Source organism: Marcopretia estuarina LEGE 06307 (assembly GCF_056633115.1).
This window is the reverse complement of the sequence record NZ_JBSJOY010000003.1, coordinates 84,497-102,977: the sequence shown is the minus strand read 5'-3', so window position 1 is coordinate 102,977 and position 18,481 is coordinate 84,497. Positions and strand designations below refer to the sequence as shown.

Below are 18,481 nucleotides of genomic sequence, written 5' to 3'. Positions count from 1 at the left end.
GCCGGCCGATGACGGCGCCCTGGATCGACCAGCTGGATCTGCTGATCCGTTCGCGCACGCCGATCCTCTGGATCCGCAGCCCTGAAGAGGAGCGCATCCAGGCGCTGCTCACCACCGCAGCCGAGCGGCTGGGCCAGCGGCTGCTGCTGCGCTGGGATTTCGTGCAGGGGCTGGAGGGCCTGCCCAACCGGCGGGGGGAGGCAGCCCGCAACCCGATGGCGGCGCTCGACAGCATCGAATCCCTGCCTCCGGATCAACCAGCGATCCTGCTGCTGCTGGATTTCAACCGCTACTGCGAGGACCCGGGCATCTCGCGCCGCCTGCGCAATCTGGCTACCAGCCTGCGCCGCCAGCCCCGCACCCTGGTGATCACGGCCCCCGACTGGCAGGTGCCGCGCGAACTGGAGGAGTGCATCACCGTGCTCGAGCTGCCCCTTCCCAGTCCCAGCGAGATCAGCCAGCTGCTCACCAACATCGGTCAGGCCAGCGGCCGGCCGCCGGAGCCTGCCCTGCTGGAGCAACTGGCCCACTGCTGTAGCGGCCTCACCGAGCAACGCATCCGTCAGGTGGCCGCCCGGGCCCTGGCCCGCCGGGGGCAGCTCGGCGAAGCCGATCTCACCGAAGTGCTGGAGGAGAAGCGGCAGGCGATCGCCCGCAGCGAGCTGCTGGAGTATTGCCCAACCGAAGCCACCCCCTCCGACATCGGCGGCCTCGACGCCCTCAAGCACTGGTTGAAGCAGCGCAAGCTGGCCTTCAGCGACGAGGCCGAGCGCTATGGCCTGCCGCTACCCCGCGGCGTGCTGCTGGTCGGTCCACAGGGCACGGGAAAATCGCTCACAGCCAAGGCGATCGCCCACAGCTGGGCGATGCCGCTGCTGCGCCTCGATGTGGGACGCCTGTTCGCCGGCCTGGTAGGAGCCAGCGAGGCCCGCACCCGGGACATGATCCGCCGCGCCGAGGCCATGGCCCCCTGCGTGCTCTGGATCGACGAGATCGACAAGGGCTTCGGTGGCGACAGCCGCAGCGACGGCGGCACCAGTCAGAGGGTGCTGGCCAGCCTGCTCACCTGGATGGCGGAGAAAACCTCCGCCGTGTTCGTGGTGGCCACCGCCAACGGGGTGGACAGCCTGCCCCCCGAGCTGATGCGCAAAGGACGCTTCGACGAGATCTTCCTGCTCGATCTGCCTGATGTGGCTGAGCGGCTGGCGATTCTCGATCTGCAGCTGCGCCGGCGGCGCCCCGACCACCGCATCCCCCTGGATGTGCTCGTGGACCGCACCGCTGGCTTCTCCGGCGCAGAACTGGAGCAGGTGGTGGTGGAGGCCATGCACCTCGCCTTCGGCGACCACAGGGAGTTCGGTGAGCCTGATCTGATTGCCGCCGCCAGTGATCTGGTGCCCCTGTCGCGCACGGCGCGGGAACAGTTGGAGGCGCTCAAACACTGGGCCGAGAGTGGCCGGGCCCGCCCGGCCTCCAGATTGCGCGGCGTAACGAAAACAGACGCCGAGTAACGAACCCCGACGCCGGGTAACGAAACCCGGGGAATGGCGAAGTCTCCGCAATATCCATCCCTACGGTTCCGTGCAGTTGTACAGAACACCGTGGATCGTCCCGCCGTCGCTACCCAGATCGCCGTGGCTTGTCTTGGTGCCGGTGTGGTGACCACCTTCGCCGTGGCCCAGGGTCAGAACCCCCTCACCGCCCTCGGCATCACCCTGTTTTCCGCTCTCGCCGCTGTGATGGTGGGCCAGGTTCTCTGAACCCACACAGGCCAGGGTTGACGGTCGCTGTGGCTGGTTAGGGTCGCCTGGATGATCCATCCAGTGCGGTTCGTTTGGTCATGGATGCTTCGAAGCCTTCGCTGAACGTTGAGGCCACGGCGACTCACGTTCAGCCTTCGCTCACACACCCAGAGCCTTCGCCCACACAGGTTCTGCCATCTGTCACCCCTCCGGACCCTGCCGCCACGACGTTGACCGTGGCGGTGTTTGATGCGAAGCCCTACGACCGGCTCCATCTCCCAGCGGCCACAGGCGCAGATGTGCAGCTTCGCTTTCTTGCCTTTCGCCTCACTGCGGATACTGCCGCCGCCGCTGAAGGGGCCAAGGCTGTCTGTGTCTTCGTCAACGATGTGGTCGACCGGGCCTGTATCCAGCAGCTGGTGGCGAGGGGCATCACACTGGTGGCCCTGCGTTGCACCGGCTTCAACAATATCGATCTGGATTCAGCCAGGGAACTGGGGCTCACGGTGACCCATGTTCCGGCCTATTCCCCCTATGCGGTGGCTGAACATGCGGTGGCGTTGCTGCTGAGCCTGAACCGCAAGGTGCACCGGGCTTATAACCGGGTGCGGGAGATGAATTTCTCGCTGCAGGGCCTCGTGGGGAGCGATCTGCATCGCAAGACGGTGGGAATCGTGGGTACGGGCAAGATCGGCAAGATCGTGGCGCGCATTCTTCACGGCTTCGGCATGGTGGTGGTGGCCTACGACCCCTATCCCGACCCCGCCTGGGCGGCGCGGGAGGGCATCACCTATCTCGATCCGATCACATTGGCCTCGATGAGTGATGTGATCTCCCTGCACGTTCCGCTCACGCCGGAAACCCATCACATCATTCGGCGCGAAACCATTGAGCGCATGAAGCCGGGCGTGATTCTCGTCAATGTGAGCCGTGGCGGCCTGATTGACACCTCCGCGCTGATCGAGGCGCTCAAGTCGGGCCGGCTCGGTGGAGTGGCACTCGATGTCTATGAGGAAGAGGAGGGGGTGTTCTTCGAGGATCTCTCCAGCCATGTGCTTCAAGACGATCTGCTCGCCAGGCTGCTCACCTTCCCCAATGTGCTGATCACCGCCCACCAGGCCTTCCTCACCCACGAGGCGCTCGGTGATATCGCCCACGTGACCGGTGTCAACCTGCGGGCACTGGCGGCGGCGCACCCCTTCCTGAAGGGCTCCGTGCTCACCTGACGACGGCATCGTTTCCCCCATGGATCCACACACCCCTGCCCAGCTGCGGCAGCTCATGCCAGCGCTGGCGAACAAGAGCTACTTCAACTACGGCGGGCAGGGCCCGCTGCCGACGCCCTCGCTCGCGGCGATCACCGCCAGCTGGCAGCGGCTGCAGGAGCTGGGCCCGTTCACGACAGACGTCTGGCCATGGCTGTCAGCCCAACTGAGCAGCCTGCGCGGGGTTCTGGCGGCCGGTTGCGGCGTTCCTCCCGATCGGTTGGCGCTCACCGAGAACGTGTCGAGTGGCTGCGTGCTGCCGCTCTGGGGGCTCCCCTGGCAGCCCGGCGACACCTTGCTGATCAGTGATTGCGAGCACCCCGGCATCGTGGCGGCCTGCCGCGAGCTGGCGCGCCGCGAAGGCCTCAGCCTCGACACCCTGGCGGTGAAGGAGATCCGCGGCGATTCCCCCGCTGCTGTGGATGACGCTGTGCTGGCGGCGTTCGAAGCCGCACTGACGCCGCGCACGCGCCTGGTGGTGCTCTCCCACTTGCTCTGGAACACCGGCCTGGTGATGCCGATCGCGGCCGTGGCCGCGCGGCTGCGGGAGCATGGGCGCCAGCCATGGTTGCTGGTGGATGCTGCCCAGTCGGTGGGAAGCCTGCCCGTGGCTGAAGCCGCCAGCCAGGCCGACATCTACGCCTTCACCGGCCACAAGTGGTGCTGCGGCCCTGAAGGGCTGGGTGGGGTGGCGCTGTCGGCGCGGCTGCTGGTGGAGTCGCAGCCCACGCTGGGAGGCTGGCGCAGCCTGGCGAACGAATCCCAGGGGGGCAGTGCCTGGCACACCGACAGCCGCCGCTTCGAGGTGGCCACCTCCTGCACGCCGCTGCTGGCAGGGTTGCACACCTCTCTGGCGTTGCTGGAGTCGCTGGGCTCGTGCGAGCAGCGGCTTTCGCTGATCCAGGAGCGCAGCGGCCAGCTGTGGCAGGGGCTGCAGGCGATTGATGGGATCACGCCGCTGCTGAGTGCAGCGCCACCCGCTGGCCTGGTGAGTTTCACCGTGGCCGGTCAGACCCCCCAGGCGGTGGTGGAGGCGCTGGGGAAGCAGGGACTCTGGCTGCGCAGCCTCGACGACCCGTGCTGTCTGCGTGCCTGCACCCATGTGACCACCAGCGCAGCCGAAGTGGAACGGCTGCTCGATGCCCTGTGTCAGCTGGTGTGAGGCGCCGGCGGTGACCCAGGAGGGCTCCGCCGACGGTGACGTGAGCCAGGAGCGTTCAGCCGACCGTGTCGGAGGCCATCAGGGTGCGGTGAACCCAGCCCGCCAGCAGGGCGCCGGCAATCGGTGCCACCCAGAACAGCCACAGCTGAGCCATGGCATCGCCGCCGACCCACACCGCCACGGCGGTGCTGCGGGCGGGGTTCACGGAGGTGTTGGTGACGGGGATGCTGATCAGGTGAATGAGGGTGAGGCTGAGACCGATCGGCACCCCGGCAAAGCCGCCGGGAGCCAGGCGATCGGTGGCGCCCATGATCACCAGCAGGAACACGAACGTGAGGATCACCTCGATCACCAGCGCGGCCAGGAAGCCGTAGCCGCCGGGGGAGTGGGCTCCCCAGCCGTTGGTGGCCAGCGGATTGCCACCAGTGAGGGCGAAGCCCTCCCTGCCGCTGGCCACGAGCAGGATCACACCGCCGGCGATCACGCCGCCGAGCACCTGGGCGATCATGTAGGGCAGCAGCTGGGAGCCGGGAAACTTGCCGCCGGCCCACAGCCCGAAGCTGACGGCCGGGTTGATGTGACAGCCGGAGATGTGCCCGAAGGTGTAGACCATGGTCAGCAGGGTCAGACCGAAGGCGAGCGAGACGCCGAGGAAGCCCAGGCCCAGAGGGTTGGCGGCGGGGTTGTCGTAGGGGAACACCGCTGCCAGCACGGCGCTGCCGCAGCCTCCGAGCACCAGCCAGAAGGTGCCGATCAGTTCAGCGAAGAACTTCTTCGCCAGTGGAACGCTGGAGGCCATGCGGGTTAAGCGGCGGTATCGCGGTTGATCTTCTCACCGCCTGGTGCTGGTTTTCGGCCGTTTGTGTGTTCAGACGCACAGTTTTCAGGGGGGCGGTCAGTGTGCCTGCCGGCCCCTGGCAGGGTCGTTTCCTCCTCAGACGGTTCTGAGCTGCAGCGCCTTCTGCGCTTCTTCCCGGTCGTCGAAGTGGATCTTGGTGGTGCCAAGAATCTGATAGTCCTCATGGCCCTTGCCGGCGATCAGCACCAGATCGCCGGGCGCGGCGCTGGCGATGCCGAGGGCGATGGCGGTGGCCCGGTCTCCCTCCACCACCAGGTCGGTGCCGGCGGGAATGCCGGCCACCACGTCGTCGAGGATGCGCTGGGGGTCTTCCGTGCGCGGATTGTCGGAGGTGACCACCACCCGATCCGCCAGCCGGGCGGCGATCGCCGCCATCTGGGGCCGCTTGCCGCGGTCACGGTCACCGCCGCAGCCGAACACGCAGATCAGCCGGCCGGAGCAGAAGGGCCGGCAGGCGGCCAGGGCGTTCTCCAGCCCATCGGGGGTGTGGGCGTAGTCCACCAGCACCGCCGGCAGGTCAGTGCCGGCACCACCAGCCAGCACCACCCGCTCCATGCGGCCGGGCACCCCGCGGAAGCTGTCGATCGCCGCCAGCAGCGGGGCCAGCTCCAGCCCCTGCTGCAGCAGGGCGCCCACCGCCTCCAGCAGGTTCATCAGGTTGAAGCGCCCCACCAGCGGCGAGCAGAACGGCCCTGAGCCCAGCGGGCTCACCAGGGTGCCGCTGACGCCATCGGCCCCGACCACCAGATCACGCACACCCAGCTCCGCCACGCCCGCCCCCGCCGGCGCTTCGGCCGGTGTCGCCAGGGAGCAGCGCCAGAGTCGCTCGCCGAGGGTTTCCGTCAGGCGCTCCGCCAGCTGCGCGCCCCACGGGTCGTCGATGTTCACCACGGCGCCCCCTGCCAGCCGCTCGGAGGCGAACAGCAGCGCCTTGGCCTCGAAGTAGGCCTGCATCGACGGGTGGTAGTCGAGGTGGTCCTGGGTGAGGTTGGTGAACACGGCACCGGCGAAGCGGCAGCCCGCCACCCGCGCTTGATCAAGGGCATGGGAGCTCACCTCCATCGCCCCGACCCGGGCGCCTGCGGCCACCGCCTCGGCCAGTTGCCGCTGCAGCTCGTCGGCGAAGGCGGTGGTGTGCGAGGCGGTGGCGCTGTGTCCGGGCCAGCGGTTGCTGAGCGTGCCGAACAGGGCGACCGGCTGGCCGCAGGCGGCTGCCAGATGTTCGATCAGATGGGTGGTGGTGGTTTTGCCGTTGGTGCCGGTGACGCCGATCAGGGCCAGCTGCTGGCTGGGCTCCCCCCAGAAGGCCGCGGCCAGCCGTCCGGCAATTTCCGCCAGCGGTCCCTGCACCACCAGCACTGGGTCGGTGGCGGAGGGCGGGCACTGGGCGGCGGCCGCCGCGCCGATCACCGCAGCCACCGCGCCATTGCTCAGCGCCTTGGGCCAGAACACGCCGCCGTCCACCTGACCACCGGGCACCCCCACGAACAGGGTGCCGGCGCCCACTTGGCGGGAATCGCAGCTCACGCCGGTGACGGTCTCATCCCCCAGGGTGCGGGGCACCTCCAGACCGCTCTGGTGCAGGAGGGAATGGAGAGGCTGGGTCATGGGGGTGGGGGCAGCCGCCGCCGTGGGATCGGGGTTCGCAGGGTTTTAGGCGGATTCGGGGGCATCCGATAGCGCTGCCAGACACTTCCTCAGCCAGCGGTCGAGGGCGGCCCCGCTGAGCCGCGGCGATGCCCGCGGCAATTCCTGCAGCTGATCGGCGCGCCGTACAGCCAGCACCGGAATCTCCAGCCCGTAACGGGCCTCGAGCGCGGGGTCGCTCGCCACATCCACCAGCACCAGGTCGGGACGGGGTTCAAGCGCCCGCAGCCGTTGCTCCAGCCCGTCGCAGAGGCAACAGCCGTCGCGCCGGTAGAGCGTCAGAGGGGGCAGGCCGGCCGTGGCGGTCATCAGCAAGGGAGGGTGTGGGGGGAGAGCTTCAATCGGGAACCGGATCGCAGCCGCACGGGGTGAAGGGGTGACAGCGCAGCAGGCGGCGGGCCGTGAGCCAACCACCCCGCCAGGGGCCATGGCGTTGAATGGCCTCCAGGCCATAGGCGCTGCAGCTGGGGATGAAGCGGCAGCGGGGCCCCAGCAGGGGAGACAGCCACTGCCGGTAGGCCTGGATCAGGCCCATAAGCACCCTCGCGACCAGGGCGGAGAGGGCGTTGGCCCGGAAAGATAGAGTGATGGGCTGGCGTTCCACTGCCGGGAGCTGCCGAGGGAAACCTCCAGCATGCTCCCAGGTCAACGGCGGCGCCGGTCCATCCCTTTGAACAGCTTTCCCCGATGTCCCGATACCGCGGCCCTCGCCTGAGGATCACGCGGCGCTTGGGAGACCTCCCCGGTCTCACCCGTAAGTCCGCCAAGCGGGCTTATCCCCCCGGTCAGCACGGCCAAGCCCGTCGCAAGCGCTCCGAATACGCCATCCGCCTGGAAGAGAAGCAGAAGCTTCGCTTCAACTACGGCATCTCCGAGCGCCAGCTCGTGCGCTACGTGAAGAAAGCGCGCGCCCAGGAAGGTTCCACCGGAACCAACCTGCTCAAACTGCTCGAGAACCGTCTCGACAACGTCTGCTTCCGTCTCGGCTTCGGCCCCACCGTGCCCGGCGCCCGCCAGCTGGTGAACCACGGCCACATCACCGTGAATGGCCGCGTCGTTGACATCCCCAGCTATCAGTGCCGAGCCGGTGATGTGATCATCGTGCGTCAGCGCAAGGCCAGCAAGCAGCTGGCTGAAGGCAACCTGGAGTTCCCAGGCCTCTCCAACATCCCCCCCAACCTCGAGCTCGACAAAGCCAAGCTCTCGGCCAAGGTCAACGGCCGCATTGAGCGTGAATGGGTGGCGCTGGAGATCAACGAACTGCTGGTGGTGGAGTACTACTCCCGCAAGGTGTGATCCTCGGGATCCTCCCCCACCAGGATTTTTCTCACCACCACACCCCGCCCTCGGCGGGGTTTTTTCATGGTCGAGCTCTGGCTTGCACTCTCACAGTTCCGCCAGGGCTGCACTGAGCTGTCGCAGACGACGGCCAAGCCTCAGCCGGCGCTGCCAGCCGCCCTCAGCCGCTGATCAGCTGCTCCAAGGCGGCGGTCACATCCGGCTGGCGCATCAGCGCTTCCCCCACCAGCACCGCATCGGCGCCGGCGCTCTGCACCCGGTCGAGGTCGTCGCGGCTGAACAGCCCCGATTCGCTCACCAGCAGTGCTCCCCGCTGCCGCACCTGATCGCCGAAACGGACCATCAGTTGCTCGGTGGTGGCGAGATCGGTGTGGAAGCTGGTGAGGTCGCGGTTGTTGATGCCGATCAGGGTGTGAGCCGCCGTGATTGGCTCCGACCAGATGGGCAGGCGCAGCATCCGCTCCAGCTCGTCGGCGTCATGCACCTCCACCAGCACGGCCAGCCCCAGGGCACGGGCCACCTTCATCAGGTAAACCACGTCCTGGTCGGTGAGAATCGCCGCGATCAGCAGGGCCGCATCGGCGCCGGCGGCGCGTGCCTGGTGCAGCTGGTAGGGGGAAAGGATGAAGTCCTTGCAGAGCAGGGGCAGATCCACCACCTGGCGCACCTCAACCAGCACCTCGAAGCCGCCCTGGAAAAACCTCTTGTCGGTGAGCACCGACAGGCAGCTGGCGCCACCGGCCGCATAGCCCCTGGCAATGGCTACCGGATCGAAATCGGCGCGGATCACGCCTTTGCTGGGGCTGGCTTTCTTGATCTCGGCGATCACCGCGGGCTTGCGGCAGCTCGCCCGCAGCGCGGCAACGAAATCACGGGTGGGGGGCAGGTCGCGCAGTTGGCGCTGCAGCGTTTCCAGCGGCACCCGCTCCCTGGCGGCGGCCACCTCGCGATCTTTCTCCCAGACGATCCGCTCGAGGATGTGCTGGGGCTCCTGCTCGGGATGGGGAATGCCGAACTGAAGATTGGCCACCTTCACCGGCGGATTGGGTGGACGGCGACGAATCTCCAAAGCCTCAGGGCAACAGGAGCCGATCGTAAGGGCGGGCACCGAGACGGCCCGTGAGTGGGCCAGGCCTCATCAGGCCACGGCCATGGCCGCCTGCTTGTAGGCCACCTCCACCACTTCACTGAGGGTGGGGTGGGTGTGCACTTCCGTGGCGAGGTCCCCCACCCGCTGGCGGCGGGCCACGGCGTTGGCGACCTCCTGAATCAGGTCGGCGGCGTGCAATCCATAGATGTGGGCGCCCAGCACCTCGCCGGTGTCCTTGCGGAACAGCAGTTTCATCAGCCCATCGCTTTCCAGTTCCGCCAGCGCCTTGGAGTTGGCCTTGAAGTAACTGCGCACGCTGCCTAGCTCAAACCCCTCGGCCGCCGCCAGCGCCTTGGCGTCGGCTTCGCTCAGGCCCACCGAGCTGATCTCGGGATGGGTGAAGGTGGCGGCCGGAATGGAGCGGTAGTCGATCGCACGCGCATGGCCAAGGATGTTGTCCACTGCCACGGTGCCCTGGGCGGCGGCGGTGTGGGCCAGCATCATCTTTCCGGTCACGTCGCCCACGGCCCAGAGATGGGGCACGGGCGTCTCGCCCGCCAGCACCTGGAGCTGGTCGTTCACGGGGATGAAGCCGCGGTTGGTTTCCACGCCCACGCTGGCCAGGTGTAGATCCTTGCTCACCGGCACCCGCCCGGTGGCCACCAGCACCGCATCCACTTCCAGCACCTCCACCAGCTCCTTGGTGGCCATGGCTGCCAGTTCGATCCGTACCGGCGCCCCCGGGGTCACCTTGCGGGCCAGCAGACCGGCCCGGGTGTCGATGTCCCGGCCGTCGATCAGGTGGCGAGCGGCGATCTTGGCGATGTCGGGATCAAAGGTGGGCATCACCCGATCGAGCGCCTCGATCATCGTGACCTCGCAACCCAGTGCCGTGTACACATCGGCGAATTCCAGGCCGATGTAGCCGCTGCCCACGATGGCGATCCAGCGGGGCAGCCACTCCAGGCTGATCGCTTCGTCGCTGGTGAAGACCGTGCGTCCGTCGGTTTCGATTCCGGGCGGCACGAAGGGATCCGAGCCGGTAGCCACGATCACATCGCGGGCGGTGAACACCTGCTCCACCCCGTTGCTCTGGCGCACCGCCACCCGCTGATGTCCGTCGAGGCGCCCCTTGCCCCGCAGGATCACGGCCCCCGACCGCTCCAGGGTCTTGGTGAGATTGGTGCGGATCGTGGCCACCAGCTGATTGGCGTGATCGGCGATCTTCTGCCGCTCGAAGCGCACCGGCGCGGCGTGGATGCCGAAACCTTGCAGGTGCTTGGCATCAGCCAGCTCCCGCACCCGGCCACTGGCGGCCAGCAGCGCCTTGGAGGGCACGCAGCCGCGGTTCACGCAGGTGCCGCCCATGTCACGCGATTCGATGATCGCCGTGCGCAGGCCATGGTCGGCCGCATGCTTGGCCGCATCGAAGCCGCCGTAGCCGGCGCCGATCACGATCACGTCGTAGTCGAAGGAAGAGGCGCTGCTGTCGCTCACCGGGGCGTGTCTCAGGGAGTGACCGGCATTCTCTCCTGTTGCTGGCGCCAGCGTTCCAGCAACAGGGGCCCGGCCGCCACGGCCACGTTGAGGGATTCCACGGCGGCGCTGTGGGGAATCGTGACCCGGTGGCTGCAGCAGCTGAGCAGGTCGGCGCTCAGCCCTGCACCTTCGTTGCCCAGCAACAGCACGGTTGGCAGCGTCCAGTCGAGCTGCCAATAGGGAATCGCGGCAGTGTTGGCCCCAGAGGCGCTGGTCTCAGAGGCGGTGGGTCCGCTGCGGGCCATCACGGTGGTGGCCACCACCTGGGCCCCTTGCGCGCGGGCCTGCTGCAGGCGCAGGGCGAGGCCTTCGAGGCGCTCAAGCGGCAGGGTGAGGGCCGCGCCGGCGGAGGCGCGCACCACTTTCGGTTGCCAGGGGTCGGCGCCACCGGCCAACCACAGCGCCTCGACCCCGGCCGCCAGGGCCGTGCGCATCAAGGTGCCCAGGTTGCCCGGATCCTGCAATTGCTCCAGGGCCAGCACGAACCCCGGCCTGGCGGGCGCGGCGGGACGGGGCAGGGCCAGGCTCAGCACCACCCCATCGGGATGCTGGGTGGTGGCCGCGGCCGCCAGCACCGCCTCATCCACCGGCTGCAGCACCGCCGCCATCGACGGATGCTGGTGCAGCAGGGCCTGATGGGCCTCGATCCAGGCGGGTGTGGCGAGCAGTTCGCCCGCGGCCAGGCCAAGTCGGGCGGCTTCCTCGATCAGGTGGGTGCCTTCCAGCAGCACGCGTCCCTGGTCGCGCCGTCCACGGGATTCATGCAAGGCGCGGAAGCGCCCCACCGCTGGATTGCGCCGGCTGGTGATCAGCGGACGAAAGAACGTTGCTGGCTCCCGCGACTCTGAAGGCTGGCCAGTGGCCTCATAGTGGCTCTGCTCGGCAGATTGGCCAGATTGTCTTGGCTCCGCAGATTGCAGTGGCTCACCAGGTTGGCTGGGGTCGCCGGATTTCCGGAGTTCTTGGGCTGGCCAGGGGCCGCCGGCCTGCGGGAGTTCAGAAGACCTGATGTTTTCTGACATGCATGGAATCCTTCATCACCAGTTCGGTGGCATGAAGATCCATTCCTTTGACCGCCGCCACTTCGCCGCGGATGCCCTCCTCGCGGAGGTTTTCAACGAGCTTCTGCAGCACAATGTCCTCGACGGTGGTTTCGTCGAAACCGCCAGGGGTGAGGCGTTCAAGAAAGCGCCCGATCTTCCCCGCCACGACCTCGGAGGAATTGCTGATCTTGAGGACGATCATGGAAACGGGAGCGCGACGGAGGAGAACCCGGATTGGAGGTTCCTAGCAGGACAGAGGGAGTGGGCTGAAAAATGATGCGGATGGGGAGACTTGAACTCCCACGACATTGCTGCCACTAGTACCTGAAACTAGCGCGTCTACCAATTCCGCCACATCCGCTGGCGTGCCGCCGCAGCGACCGAGCAACCCTAGATCATCGCCTGCACGGCCGGCCACCGGCTACCGCGTCACGCCACGGGGTACTCCGGAAGACAGTTCAGGGGGCGGACGGCTAGACGGTGCGCCTCTGAATTGTCAAGATGCCGGCACCATCGGCTATGTAATCAGCCATGACCGTGACCGCCGCCGTGGCTCCCCAGCTGATGGTCAATCCCCGCCTGGAGATCCTTGGGGGACACCGTCTGGCCGGCGAGCTGCGCGTGAGCGGCGCCAAGAACTCGGCGCTGGTGCTGATGGCGGCCTGCCTGATGAGCACCCAGCCCCTGCGCCTGCGGAACATCCCTCCGCTCACCGACATCGCGGCGATGGGCGAGATCCTCGGTGCCTTCGGCGTGAAGGTGAAGCGCGGTCCCGACTGGATCGAGCTTGATGGGGCCCATCTCACCCACTCCACCGCCCCCTACGAACTGGTCAACAGCCTGCGGGCCAGCTTCTTCTGCATCGGCCCGCTGCTGGCTCGCCTGGGTGTGGCGAAGATTCCCCTTCCTGGTGGCTGCCAGATCGGTTCCCGTCCGGTCATTGAGCATGTGCGGGGCCTCAAGGCGCTCGGCGCCCAGGTCACCATTGATCACGGTGTGGTCTCGGCCGTGGTGCCCGGCCGCAGCCATCGGCTCCACGGTGGCCACATCCACCTGGAATGCCCCAGCGTCGGCGCCACCGAAACGTTGATGATGGCCGCGGCTCTGGCCGAAGGCGAAACGGTGATCCACAACGCCGCTCTCGAGCCGGAAGTGGTGGACCTGGCCGGCCTGCTGATCGCCATGGGGGGCAAGGTGCGCGGCGCTGGCACCCCCACGATCACGATTGTTGGCGTCGAGCGGCTCCATGGCGCCGATTACGCCGTGATTCCCGATCGCATCGAGGCCGGCACCTTTCTGCTGGCAGCGGCGATCACCCGTTCCGAGCTGCGCGTCGCCCCGCTGATCCCCGACCACCTCGGTGCCGTGATCAGCAAGCTCGAAGAAGCCGGCTGCTCGCTGGAAGCGGATGGGATCGGCATGACCATCCGCGCCGACCGGATTCAGGCCCTCGACCTGCGCACCCAGCCGTTCCCAGGTTTCCCCACCGACCTGCAGGCCCCATTCATGAGCCTGCTGGCCACGGCCTCGGGCACGAGCATGGTCGTCGAGACGATCTTTGAAAACCGCCTGCAGCATGTGGCTGAGCTGCAGCGCATGGGGGCTTCGATCCGCATGCAGGGCAATACGGCGTTCGTGGAGGGGGTGGCCCGGCTCAGCGGCGCTCCCGTGCAGGGAACCGATCTGCGCGCCTCGGCGGCGATGGTGCTGGCGGGTCTGGCCGCCGATGGCACCACCAGCGTGCAGGGCCTGGAGTTCCTCGACCGCGGCTACGCCGATCTGGAAGGGAAGCTCAACAGCGTCGGCGCGGTGATCCGCCGCGTGAATGGCTGAGCGGAGCTTCGGGCGGTTGCCCGTTGCTCGGGCGAGGGGCTGATTCCCGCCTCCCCCTACAGTCGTTGAGCGGGAGCGTGCCGGAATTGGTAGACGGACTCGACTCAAAATCGAGCGCCTTCGGGCATGTGGGTTCGAGTCCCACCGCTCCCATCCCTCCAGCCTCAGCCCCATGTCCGTAGAGATCGCCGCGCCACCGCGGCCCGCTCCCACGCTGGTGCTGGTGCCCGACCCGGTGATGGACACCTACGCCCGCTTCCCCCTGGAGTTGGCGAAGGGCAAGGGCGTCTGGGTGCAGGACACTGCCGGCCGCCGCTACCTCGACTGTGTCGCCGGCATCGCCACCTGCACCCTCGGTCACAGCGACCGTGTGATGCGCAAGGCGCTGTCACGGCAACTGGGCCGCCTGCAGCATGTGTCGAACCTCTACCGGATTCCCGAGCAGGAGGAGCTGGCCGCCTGGATCACCAGCCGCAGCTGCACCGATCGGGTGTTCTTCTGCAATTCCGGCGCCGAGGCCAATGAGGCGGCCATCAAGCTGGCCCGCAAACACGGCCACACCGTGCGGGGCATCGAGCGGCCGATCATCCTCACGGCCCAGGCCAGCTTCCACGGCCGCACCCTGGCGGCGGTGAGCGCCACCGGCCAGCCGAAGTACCACCACGGCTTCGAGCCCATGGTGGAAGGCTTCCGCTTCTTCCCCTACAACGACATCGCCGCGTTCGAAGCGCTGCTAACGGCCTGCGAGGCCGACGGCCCCCGCGTTGTCGCCGTGCTGATCGAGCCGCTGCAGGGCGAAGGGGGGGTGAACCCTGGGGATCCCGCCTTCTTCCGCCGCCTGCGGGAGCTCTGCGACCGGCACAGCATCCTGCTGATCTTCGATGAGGTGCAGATCGGCGTGGGCCGCAGCGGTGCGCTGTGGGGCTACGAGCAACTGGGCGTGGAGCCCGATGCGATCACCCTCGCCAAGGGCCTCGGCGGTGGCATCCCGATCGGAGCCCTGGCCGTGAAGCGCTCGGTGGATCACTTCCGCCCGGGCGACCACGCCAGCACCTTCGGCGGCAATCCCTTTGCCTGCCGCGCCGCCCTCACGGTGGTGCAGGAGCTGGAGCGGCGTGCCCTGGTGCCGCACGTGGCGGCCATGGGCATGCTGCTGCAGTCGCTGTTGCGGGATCTGGTGGACCAGCGCCCGCACCAGCTCGAGGGGGTGCGCGGCTGGGGGCTGCTGCAGGGTCTGGTGCTCAAGTCCGACGGTGAGCTCACGGCGCCGGCGATTGCCCTGCGGGCGATCGAAGCCGGCCTGCTGGTGGTGCCCGCCGGCCCGCGCGTGGTGCGCTTCGTGCCGCCGCTGGTGATCCGGCCCAAGCACCTGCGCCTGGCGGTCAGCCGCCTCGCGCAAACGCTGGATGCGTTGGCCGGCGCCTGAAGCTGTAGAGCGCCACGGTTTCTCATCGGTTCCCACCCATCGACGACTTCGCCGACCTGATCGAACCGTTCAGCCGTCGCGGGGTGGACCTGGGCCTGGAGCGTCTGAGGGCGGCGCTGGCGGAGCTGGGCCATCCCGAACGCCGCTTCGCCGCCGTGCAGGTGGCTGGCACCAACGGCAAGGGCTCGATCTGTGTGCTGCTCCATGCGGCGCTTCAGGCCGCCGGCCATCGCTGCGGGCTCTACACCTCGCCCCATCTGGTGAGCTGGTGCGAGCGGATCCAGCTGGGGGCCGGTCCCATCGCTCCCGCCCACCTGCGCCATCTGCTGACGGCCCTGCAGCCGCTGGCGTGCCGTCACGATCTCACCCCGTTCGAGCTGGTGACGGCGGCGGCTTTCGTGGCCTTCGCCGAAGCCGGGCTGGAGATCGTGGTGCTGGAGGTGGGGTTGGGGGGACGGCTGGATGCCACCACGGTCCACCCTGATCGCCGCGTGCTGGGATTCGCCAGCATCGGCCTCGACCACGCTGAATTCCTCGGTGACAGCGAGGCGGCGATCGCCGCTGAAAAAGCCGGCGTGCTGCATGGGGCCGCTGCGGCCGTGTCTGGCCCCCAGCGGCCCGATGTGGCGGCCGTGCTGGCGCAGCGGGCGCAGCTGCAGGGCTGCCCACTTCACTGGGTGAAACCGCTGGAGCAACAGGGGCAGGAGCTGATGGCGGGCCGGTTGCGCTGGCGCCATGGCCTGCCGGGCGACATGCAGCGCACCAATGCGGCGGTGGCGCTGGAGATGCTTCAGGTGCTGCGCCGCCAGGGCTGGCACCTCCCCGATGAGGCGATCAGCGCGGGGTTTGCCGCCGCCCGCTGGCCAGGCCGCCGGCAGCGGGCGCGCTGGGGCCAGCTGCCCCTGCTGCTGGACGGGGCGCACAACCTGCCGGCGGCCCAGGCGCTGCGGGCCGAACTTGACGGTGGCGGCAGGGGCACGCCGGCGCCGCCCCAGCTCTGGGTGCTGGGCATGCTGGCCAACAAGCAGGGCCCGGAGATGGTGCACGCCCTGCTGGCCCCCGCGGATCGTTGCTGGCTGGTGCCCGTTCCCGGCCACGCCTGCTGGAGCGCCGCCGAGCTGCGCAGCGCCTGCCCAGAGCGGGCCAGCGCCCTGCTGGCTGCCGCCAGCCTGGAAGAGGGACTGGCGGCGGCGTCCACCGTCTGGGAGACCGTTGCCGGGGCCCCGCCGGTGGTGGTGGCGGGCTCGCTCTACCTGCTGGGCAGCCTGCTGGCGGCTGGCACGCTGGACCTGGTCCCCGGGGCAGGGGAGAGTGAGGACGGCATGTCCGGGCTGGAGCGATGACAGTGAGGCATCAAGAGGGAATGACGCATAAAGAGGTGGTGGTGCGTAAAGCGGCAGTGGAAGCGGCCACGCTGCCGGGCTGGCGCTGGCTGGCGGTGCGCCCAGCCCTGGCCGTGAACACGCGCTTGGCCGCACTGGCCGTGCTGGTAGCGGCGCTGCTGCTGGGTGCAGGCCTGGGGCCGCTGCCGGCTCTGGCGCTCGACACCTCCGCCGGGGTGGGCCTCCAGGAGCGCGCTCTGTTTCAGGACCGGGTCGATTACACGCTCACCAACCAGAGCGGCGTGGATTTCAGCGGTCAGCAGCTCGCCAACACGTCGTTTGCCGGCGCGCTGGGGCGGGATGCCGATTTCTCTGGAGCCGATCTGCACGGCTCGATCCTCACGCAGGGAGTGTTTTCGCGCTCCGATTTCCGTGGCGCCGATCTCTCCGACGCCCTGATGGACCGGGCTGACTTCAGTGAAACCGATCTGCGCGGTGCCCTGCTGCGCGGGGTGATCGCCGCCGGCAGCAGTTTCAGCGGCGCGCAGGTGGAGAACGCCGACTTCACCGATGCCCTGCTGGACCGCGCCGATCAGCGCGCTCTCTGTCAGCGGGCCAGCGGCACCCACCCGCTCACCGGCATCAGCACCCGGGCCAGCCTGGAGTGCGGCTGAGCGCAGGCAGCCCCGCCCTGTTTGGCCGGGGATGGCCGGGCGTCCGCGTGTCTGAATGTGGGCAGGGTGATCAGCCGCGTTTGGATCAGCCGCAGCTGGTCCAGCCGCGCAGTTTGCCGGGGTTGAGCAGCCCCGCTGGGTCGTAAGCCATCTTTGCGGCCACCTGGTCGGCATCGATCACCCCCAAGCCGCCGTCTTCCACCGTGAGGCTGTGGGGGTTGAAGAGCAGGGCGCCCAGGTCCCTGGCCTGCTCCATCAAGGCCTGCAGCGCCGCCCGATCCCGCCAGCGCACCAGAGGAATCGCCGCCAGACGTTGCTGGCCCTGCTGACGCACGCCCTCCAGGTGCCAGAGCAGGTCGTCGCCCCAGCGCTGCTTCAAGGCGGCGAGCGTCGGCCCTTCCGGCTGGGGCAACAGCATCTGCAGATAGGTCCAGCCCTTGTCCAGCGCCCGCAGATGCAGGGTGGTGTGGTTCCAGGTGAGTTCGCGCAGGGGCAACCCGCGGCTTTCCCCCTCCGCTGCTTGCCACACCAGGGCTCCGCCCAGTTGATCCAGCAGCGGCATCAGGGCCGGCAGGGCATGGGGGGCGGCGAGCAGCAGCAGCCGGTGGCCGCGGGCCGCCGGGCAGCCGCCGGGCAGGGGGAGCTGGCGGGCGATGGGTGCCTCCAGCAGGCAGAGTTCCTGCAGCACCAGGGCAGCGCAGGGCAGCAGCCTGGCGGCCTCCAGCGCCCTATCCCAGTCTGCAAAGTCGACCACCAGCTGCTGCCAGGTCTCGGCGGCGGCGGTGGGCACGGTCAACGCCGTGAGGATGCCGTTGGTGCCGTAGGCGTGATTGAGCGGCCGGCTGCCGGTGGCATCGAGTGTCAGCAGGCGCGGCTCGGGCTCCACCGTCACGATCTCCAGGCCCAGCAGGTTGCCGGGATCCCGCAGGAAGCCCCAGCGCAGGGAACCGATGCCTCCGGATCCCCCGGCGATGAAGCCCCCCAGCGTGGCGCTGCGGGAGGTGCTGGGGGTGAGCCGCAGGGCGCGGCCCCGGGCCGCCAGTTGACGGTCGAGGTCGCCCAGCAGGCAGCCCGCCTCTGCGGTGAGCACGCCGCTGGCCGCATCGAACTGCCGCAGCTCTCGCAGGCCGCTGAGATCGAGCACCACGCCACCGGCGAGCGGCACGCACTGGCCGTAATTGCCGGTGCCGGCGCCCCGCACGGTGAGCGGCACCTGCTGCTGGGCGCAGGCCGCCGCCACCTGCTGCACGTGCCCCAGCTGTGTGGCCTTCACCACCAGCTGGGCGTGGTGACCGCTGAGCAGCGGCGTGAGTACCGGCGAATAGGTGAAGAAGTCGTGGGAGAGTTTCTCAAGCTCGCTGCCTGGCCCCACCAGCTCCGCAGCGGGGCCGCTGCCCGGGGGGCCGGCGGCGGCACGGAGTTGCCGGGCCACCGCTTCGATCCGCTCTGCGCTCACGGGAGCGGGCAGGCCGGCGGGCAGGGCCACAGGGAGCAGCGCGACCGGTGCGCTGGCAGGGGAGGGGGTCACGGGGAACGGGGCGGTGGTTTCAAGCTGGCAGGCTTTCAGGCTTTCAGGCTTT

The 18,481-nt window shown here is 68.7% G+C and carries 18 protein-coding genes and 2 tRNA genes; 10 read left to right on the top strand and 10 right to left on the bottom strand.

The window, feature by feature from the left end:
• Positions 1-8 precede the first annotated feature (8 nt).
• The 4 genes from ACWJI3_RS08080 to ACWJI3_RS08065 all read left to right on the top strand — a co-directional run bounded on the left by ACWJI3_RS08080 (position 9) and on the right by ACWJI3_RS08065 (position 4,169).
• Positions 9-1,511 (top strand): AAA family ATPase, encoded by a 1,503-nt coding sequence (locus ACWJI3_RS08080; RefSeq protein WP_255099758.1) that lies wholly within the window; start codon positions 9-11, stop codon positions 1,509-1,511.
• 90 nt (positions 1,512-1,601) lie between these two features.
• On the top strand, positions 1,602-1,760 hold the full coding sequence (locus ACWJI3_RS08075; protein WP_198948196.1) for a hypothetical protein: 159 nt from the start codon (positions 1,602-1,604) through the stop codon (positions 1,758-1,760).
• Positions 1,761-1,978: 218 nt separating this feature from the next.
• Entirely contained in the window at positions 1,979-2,968 is a 990-nt protein-coding gene (locus ACWJI3_RS08070; protein ID WP_255099757.1) for a 2-hydroxyacid dehydrogenase, read from the top strand.
• A gap of 19 nt (positions 2,969-2,987) precedes the next feature.
• Positions 2,988-4,169, top strand: coding sequence for an aminotransferase class V-fold PLP-dependent enzyme (locus ACWJI3_RS08065; protein WP_480203416.1), 1,182 nt, complete (start codon positions 2,988-2,990; stop codon positions 4,167-4,169).
• 55 nt (positions 4,170-4,224) lie between these two features.
• On the opposite strand, the gene aqpZ is transcribed toward ACWJI3_RS08065, so the two are convergent.
• From aqpZ to yidD, 4 genes are all read right to left on the bottom strand, one after another.
• The gene (gene aqpZ / locus ACWJI3_RS08060; protein ID WP_480203415.1) at positions 4,225-4,968 is read right to left on the bottom strand and encodes an aquaporin Z; all 744 of its coding nucleotides are present in this window, start codon (positions 4,966-4,968) and stop codon (positions 4,225-4,227) included.
• A gap of 135 nt (positions 4,969-5,103) precedes the next feature.
• On the bottom strand, positions 5,104-6,636 hold the full coding sequence (locus ACWJI3_RS08055) for a UDP-N-acetylmuramoyl-L-alanyl-D-glutamate--2,6-diaminopimelate ligase (protein ID WP_480203414.1): 1,533 nt from the start codon (positions 6,634-6,636) through the stop codon (positions 5,104-5,106).
• 45 nt (positions 6,637-6,681) lie between these two features.
• The gene (locus ACWJI3_RS08050) at positions 6,682-6,984 is read right to left on the bottom strand and encodes a glutaredoxin family protein (protein WP_094510459.1); all 303 of its coding nucleotides are present in this window, start codon (positions 6,982-6,984) and stop codon (positions 6,682-6,684) included.
• Positions 6,985-7,012: 28 nt separating this feature from the next.
• On the bottom strand, positions 7,013-7,264 hold the full coding sequence (gene yidD / locus ACWJI3_RS08045) for a membrane protein insertion efficiency factor YidD (protein WP_369802974.1): 252 nt from the start codon (positions 7,262-7,264) through the stop codon (positions 7,013-7,015).
• A 98-nt stretch (positions 7,265-7,362) separates the two neighbouring features.
• On the opposite strand from yidD, the gene rpsD reads away from it, so the two are divergent.
• Entirely contained in the window at positions 7,363-7,971 is a 609-nt protein-coding gene (gene rpsD, locus ACWJI3_RS08040; RefSeq protein WP_094510334.1) for a 30S ribosomal protein S4, read from the top strand.
• A gap of 163 nt (positions 7,972-8,134) precedes the next feature.
• On the opposite strand, the gene trpC is transcribed toward rpsD, so the two are convergent.
• The 5 genes from trpC to ACWJI3_RS08015 form a co-directional block, all read right to left on the bottom strand.
• Positions 8,135-9,043 (bottom strand): indole-3-glycerol phosphate synthase TrpC, encoded by a 909-nt coding sequence (gene trpC, locus ACWJI3_RS08035; protein ID WP_255099753.1) that lies wholly within the window; start codon positions 9,041-9,043, stop codon positions 8,135-8,137.
• A gap of 69 nt (positions 9,044-9,112) precedes the next feature.
• The gene (lpdA, locus tag ACWJI3_RS08030; protein WP_255099752.1) at positions 9,113-10,561 is read right to left on the bottom strand and encodes a dihydrolipoyl dehydrogenase; all 1,449 of its coding nucleotides are present in this window, start codon (positions 10,559-10,561) and stop codon (positions 9,113-9,115) included.
• A gap of 11 nt (positions 10,562-10,572) precedes the next feature.
• Entirely contained in the window at positions 10,573-11,370 is a 798-nt protein-coding gene (locus ACWJI3_RS08025) for a TrmH family RNA methyltransferase (protein ID WP_480203413.1), read from the bottom strand.
• Positions 11,371-11,599: 229 nt separating this feature from the next.
• The gene (locus ACWJI3_RS08020) at positions 11,600-11,848 is read right to left on the bottom strand and encodes a hypothetical protein (protein ID WP_094510338.1); all 249 of its coding nucleotides are present in this window, start codon (positions 11,846-11,848) and stop codon (positions 11,600-11,602) included.
• A gap of 75 nt (positions 11,849-11,923) precedes the next feature.
• Positions 11,924-12,007: transfer RNA gene (locus ACWJI3_RS08015), tRNA-Leu, on the bottom strand.
• Between the two features lie 170 nt (positions 12,008-12,177).
• Here ACWJI3_RS08015 and murA point away from each other — a divergent pair.
• The 5 genes from murA (at position 12,178) to ACWJI3_RS07990 (ending at position 16,901) form a co-directional block, all read left to right on the top strand.
• On the top strand, positions 12,178-13,479 hold the full coding sequence (murA, locus tag ACWJI3_RS08010) for a UDP-N-acetylglucosamine 1-carboxyvinyltransferase (RefSeq protein ID WP_094510339.1): 1,302 nt from the start codon (positions 12,178-12,180) through the stop codon (positions 13,477-13,479).
• A 71-nt stretch (positions 13,480-13,550) separates the two neighbouring features.
• A tRNA-Leu gene (locus ACWJI3_RS08005) sits at positions 13,551-13,632 on the top strand.
• 85 nt (positions 13,633-13,717) lie between these two features.
• Complete coding sequence (locus ACWJI3_RS08000) at positions 13,718-14,905, top strand: acetylornithine/succinylornithine family transaminase (RefSeq protein WP_480203583.1); 1,188 nt, start codon at positions 13,718-13,720, stop codon at positions 14,903-14,905.
• 83 nt (positions 14,906-14,988) lie between these two features.
• Positions 14,989-16,248 (top strand): bifunctional folylpolyglutamate synthase/dihydrofolate synthase, encoded by a 1,260-nt coding sequence (locus ACWJI3_RS07995; RefSeq protein ID WP_480203412.1) that lies wholly within the window; start codon positions 14,989-14,991, stop codon positions 16,246-16,248.
• A 20-nt stretch (positions 16,249-16,268) separates the two neighbouring features.
• Positions 16,269-16,901 (top strand): pentapeptide repeat-containing protein, encoded by a 633-nt coding sequence (locus ACWJI3_RS07990; RefSeq protein ID WP_480203411.1) that lies wholly within the window; start codon positions 16,269-16,271, stop codon positions 16,899-16,901.
• 85 nt (positions 16,902-16,986) lie between these two features.
• Here the strand turns inward: ACWJI3_RS07990 and ACWJI3_RS07985 are convergent, their stop codons facing one another.
• Positions 16,987-18,429 (bottom strand): FAD-binding oxidoreductase, encoded by a 1,443-nt coding sequence (locus ACWJI3_RS07985; protein WP_480203410.1) that lies wholly within the window; start codon positions 18,427-18,429, stop codon positions 16,987-16,989.
• Positions 18,430-18,481 lie beyond the last annotated feature (52 nt).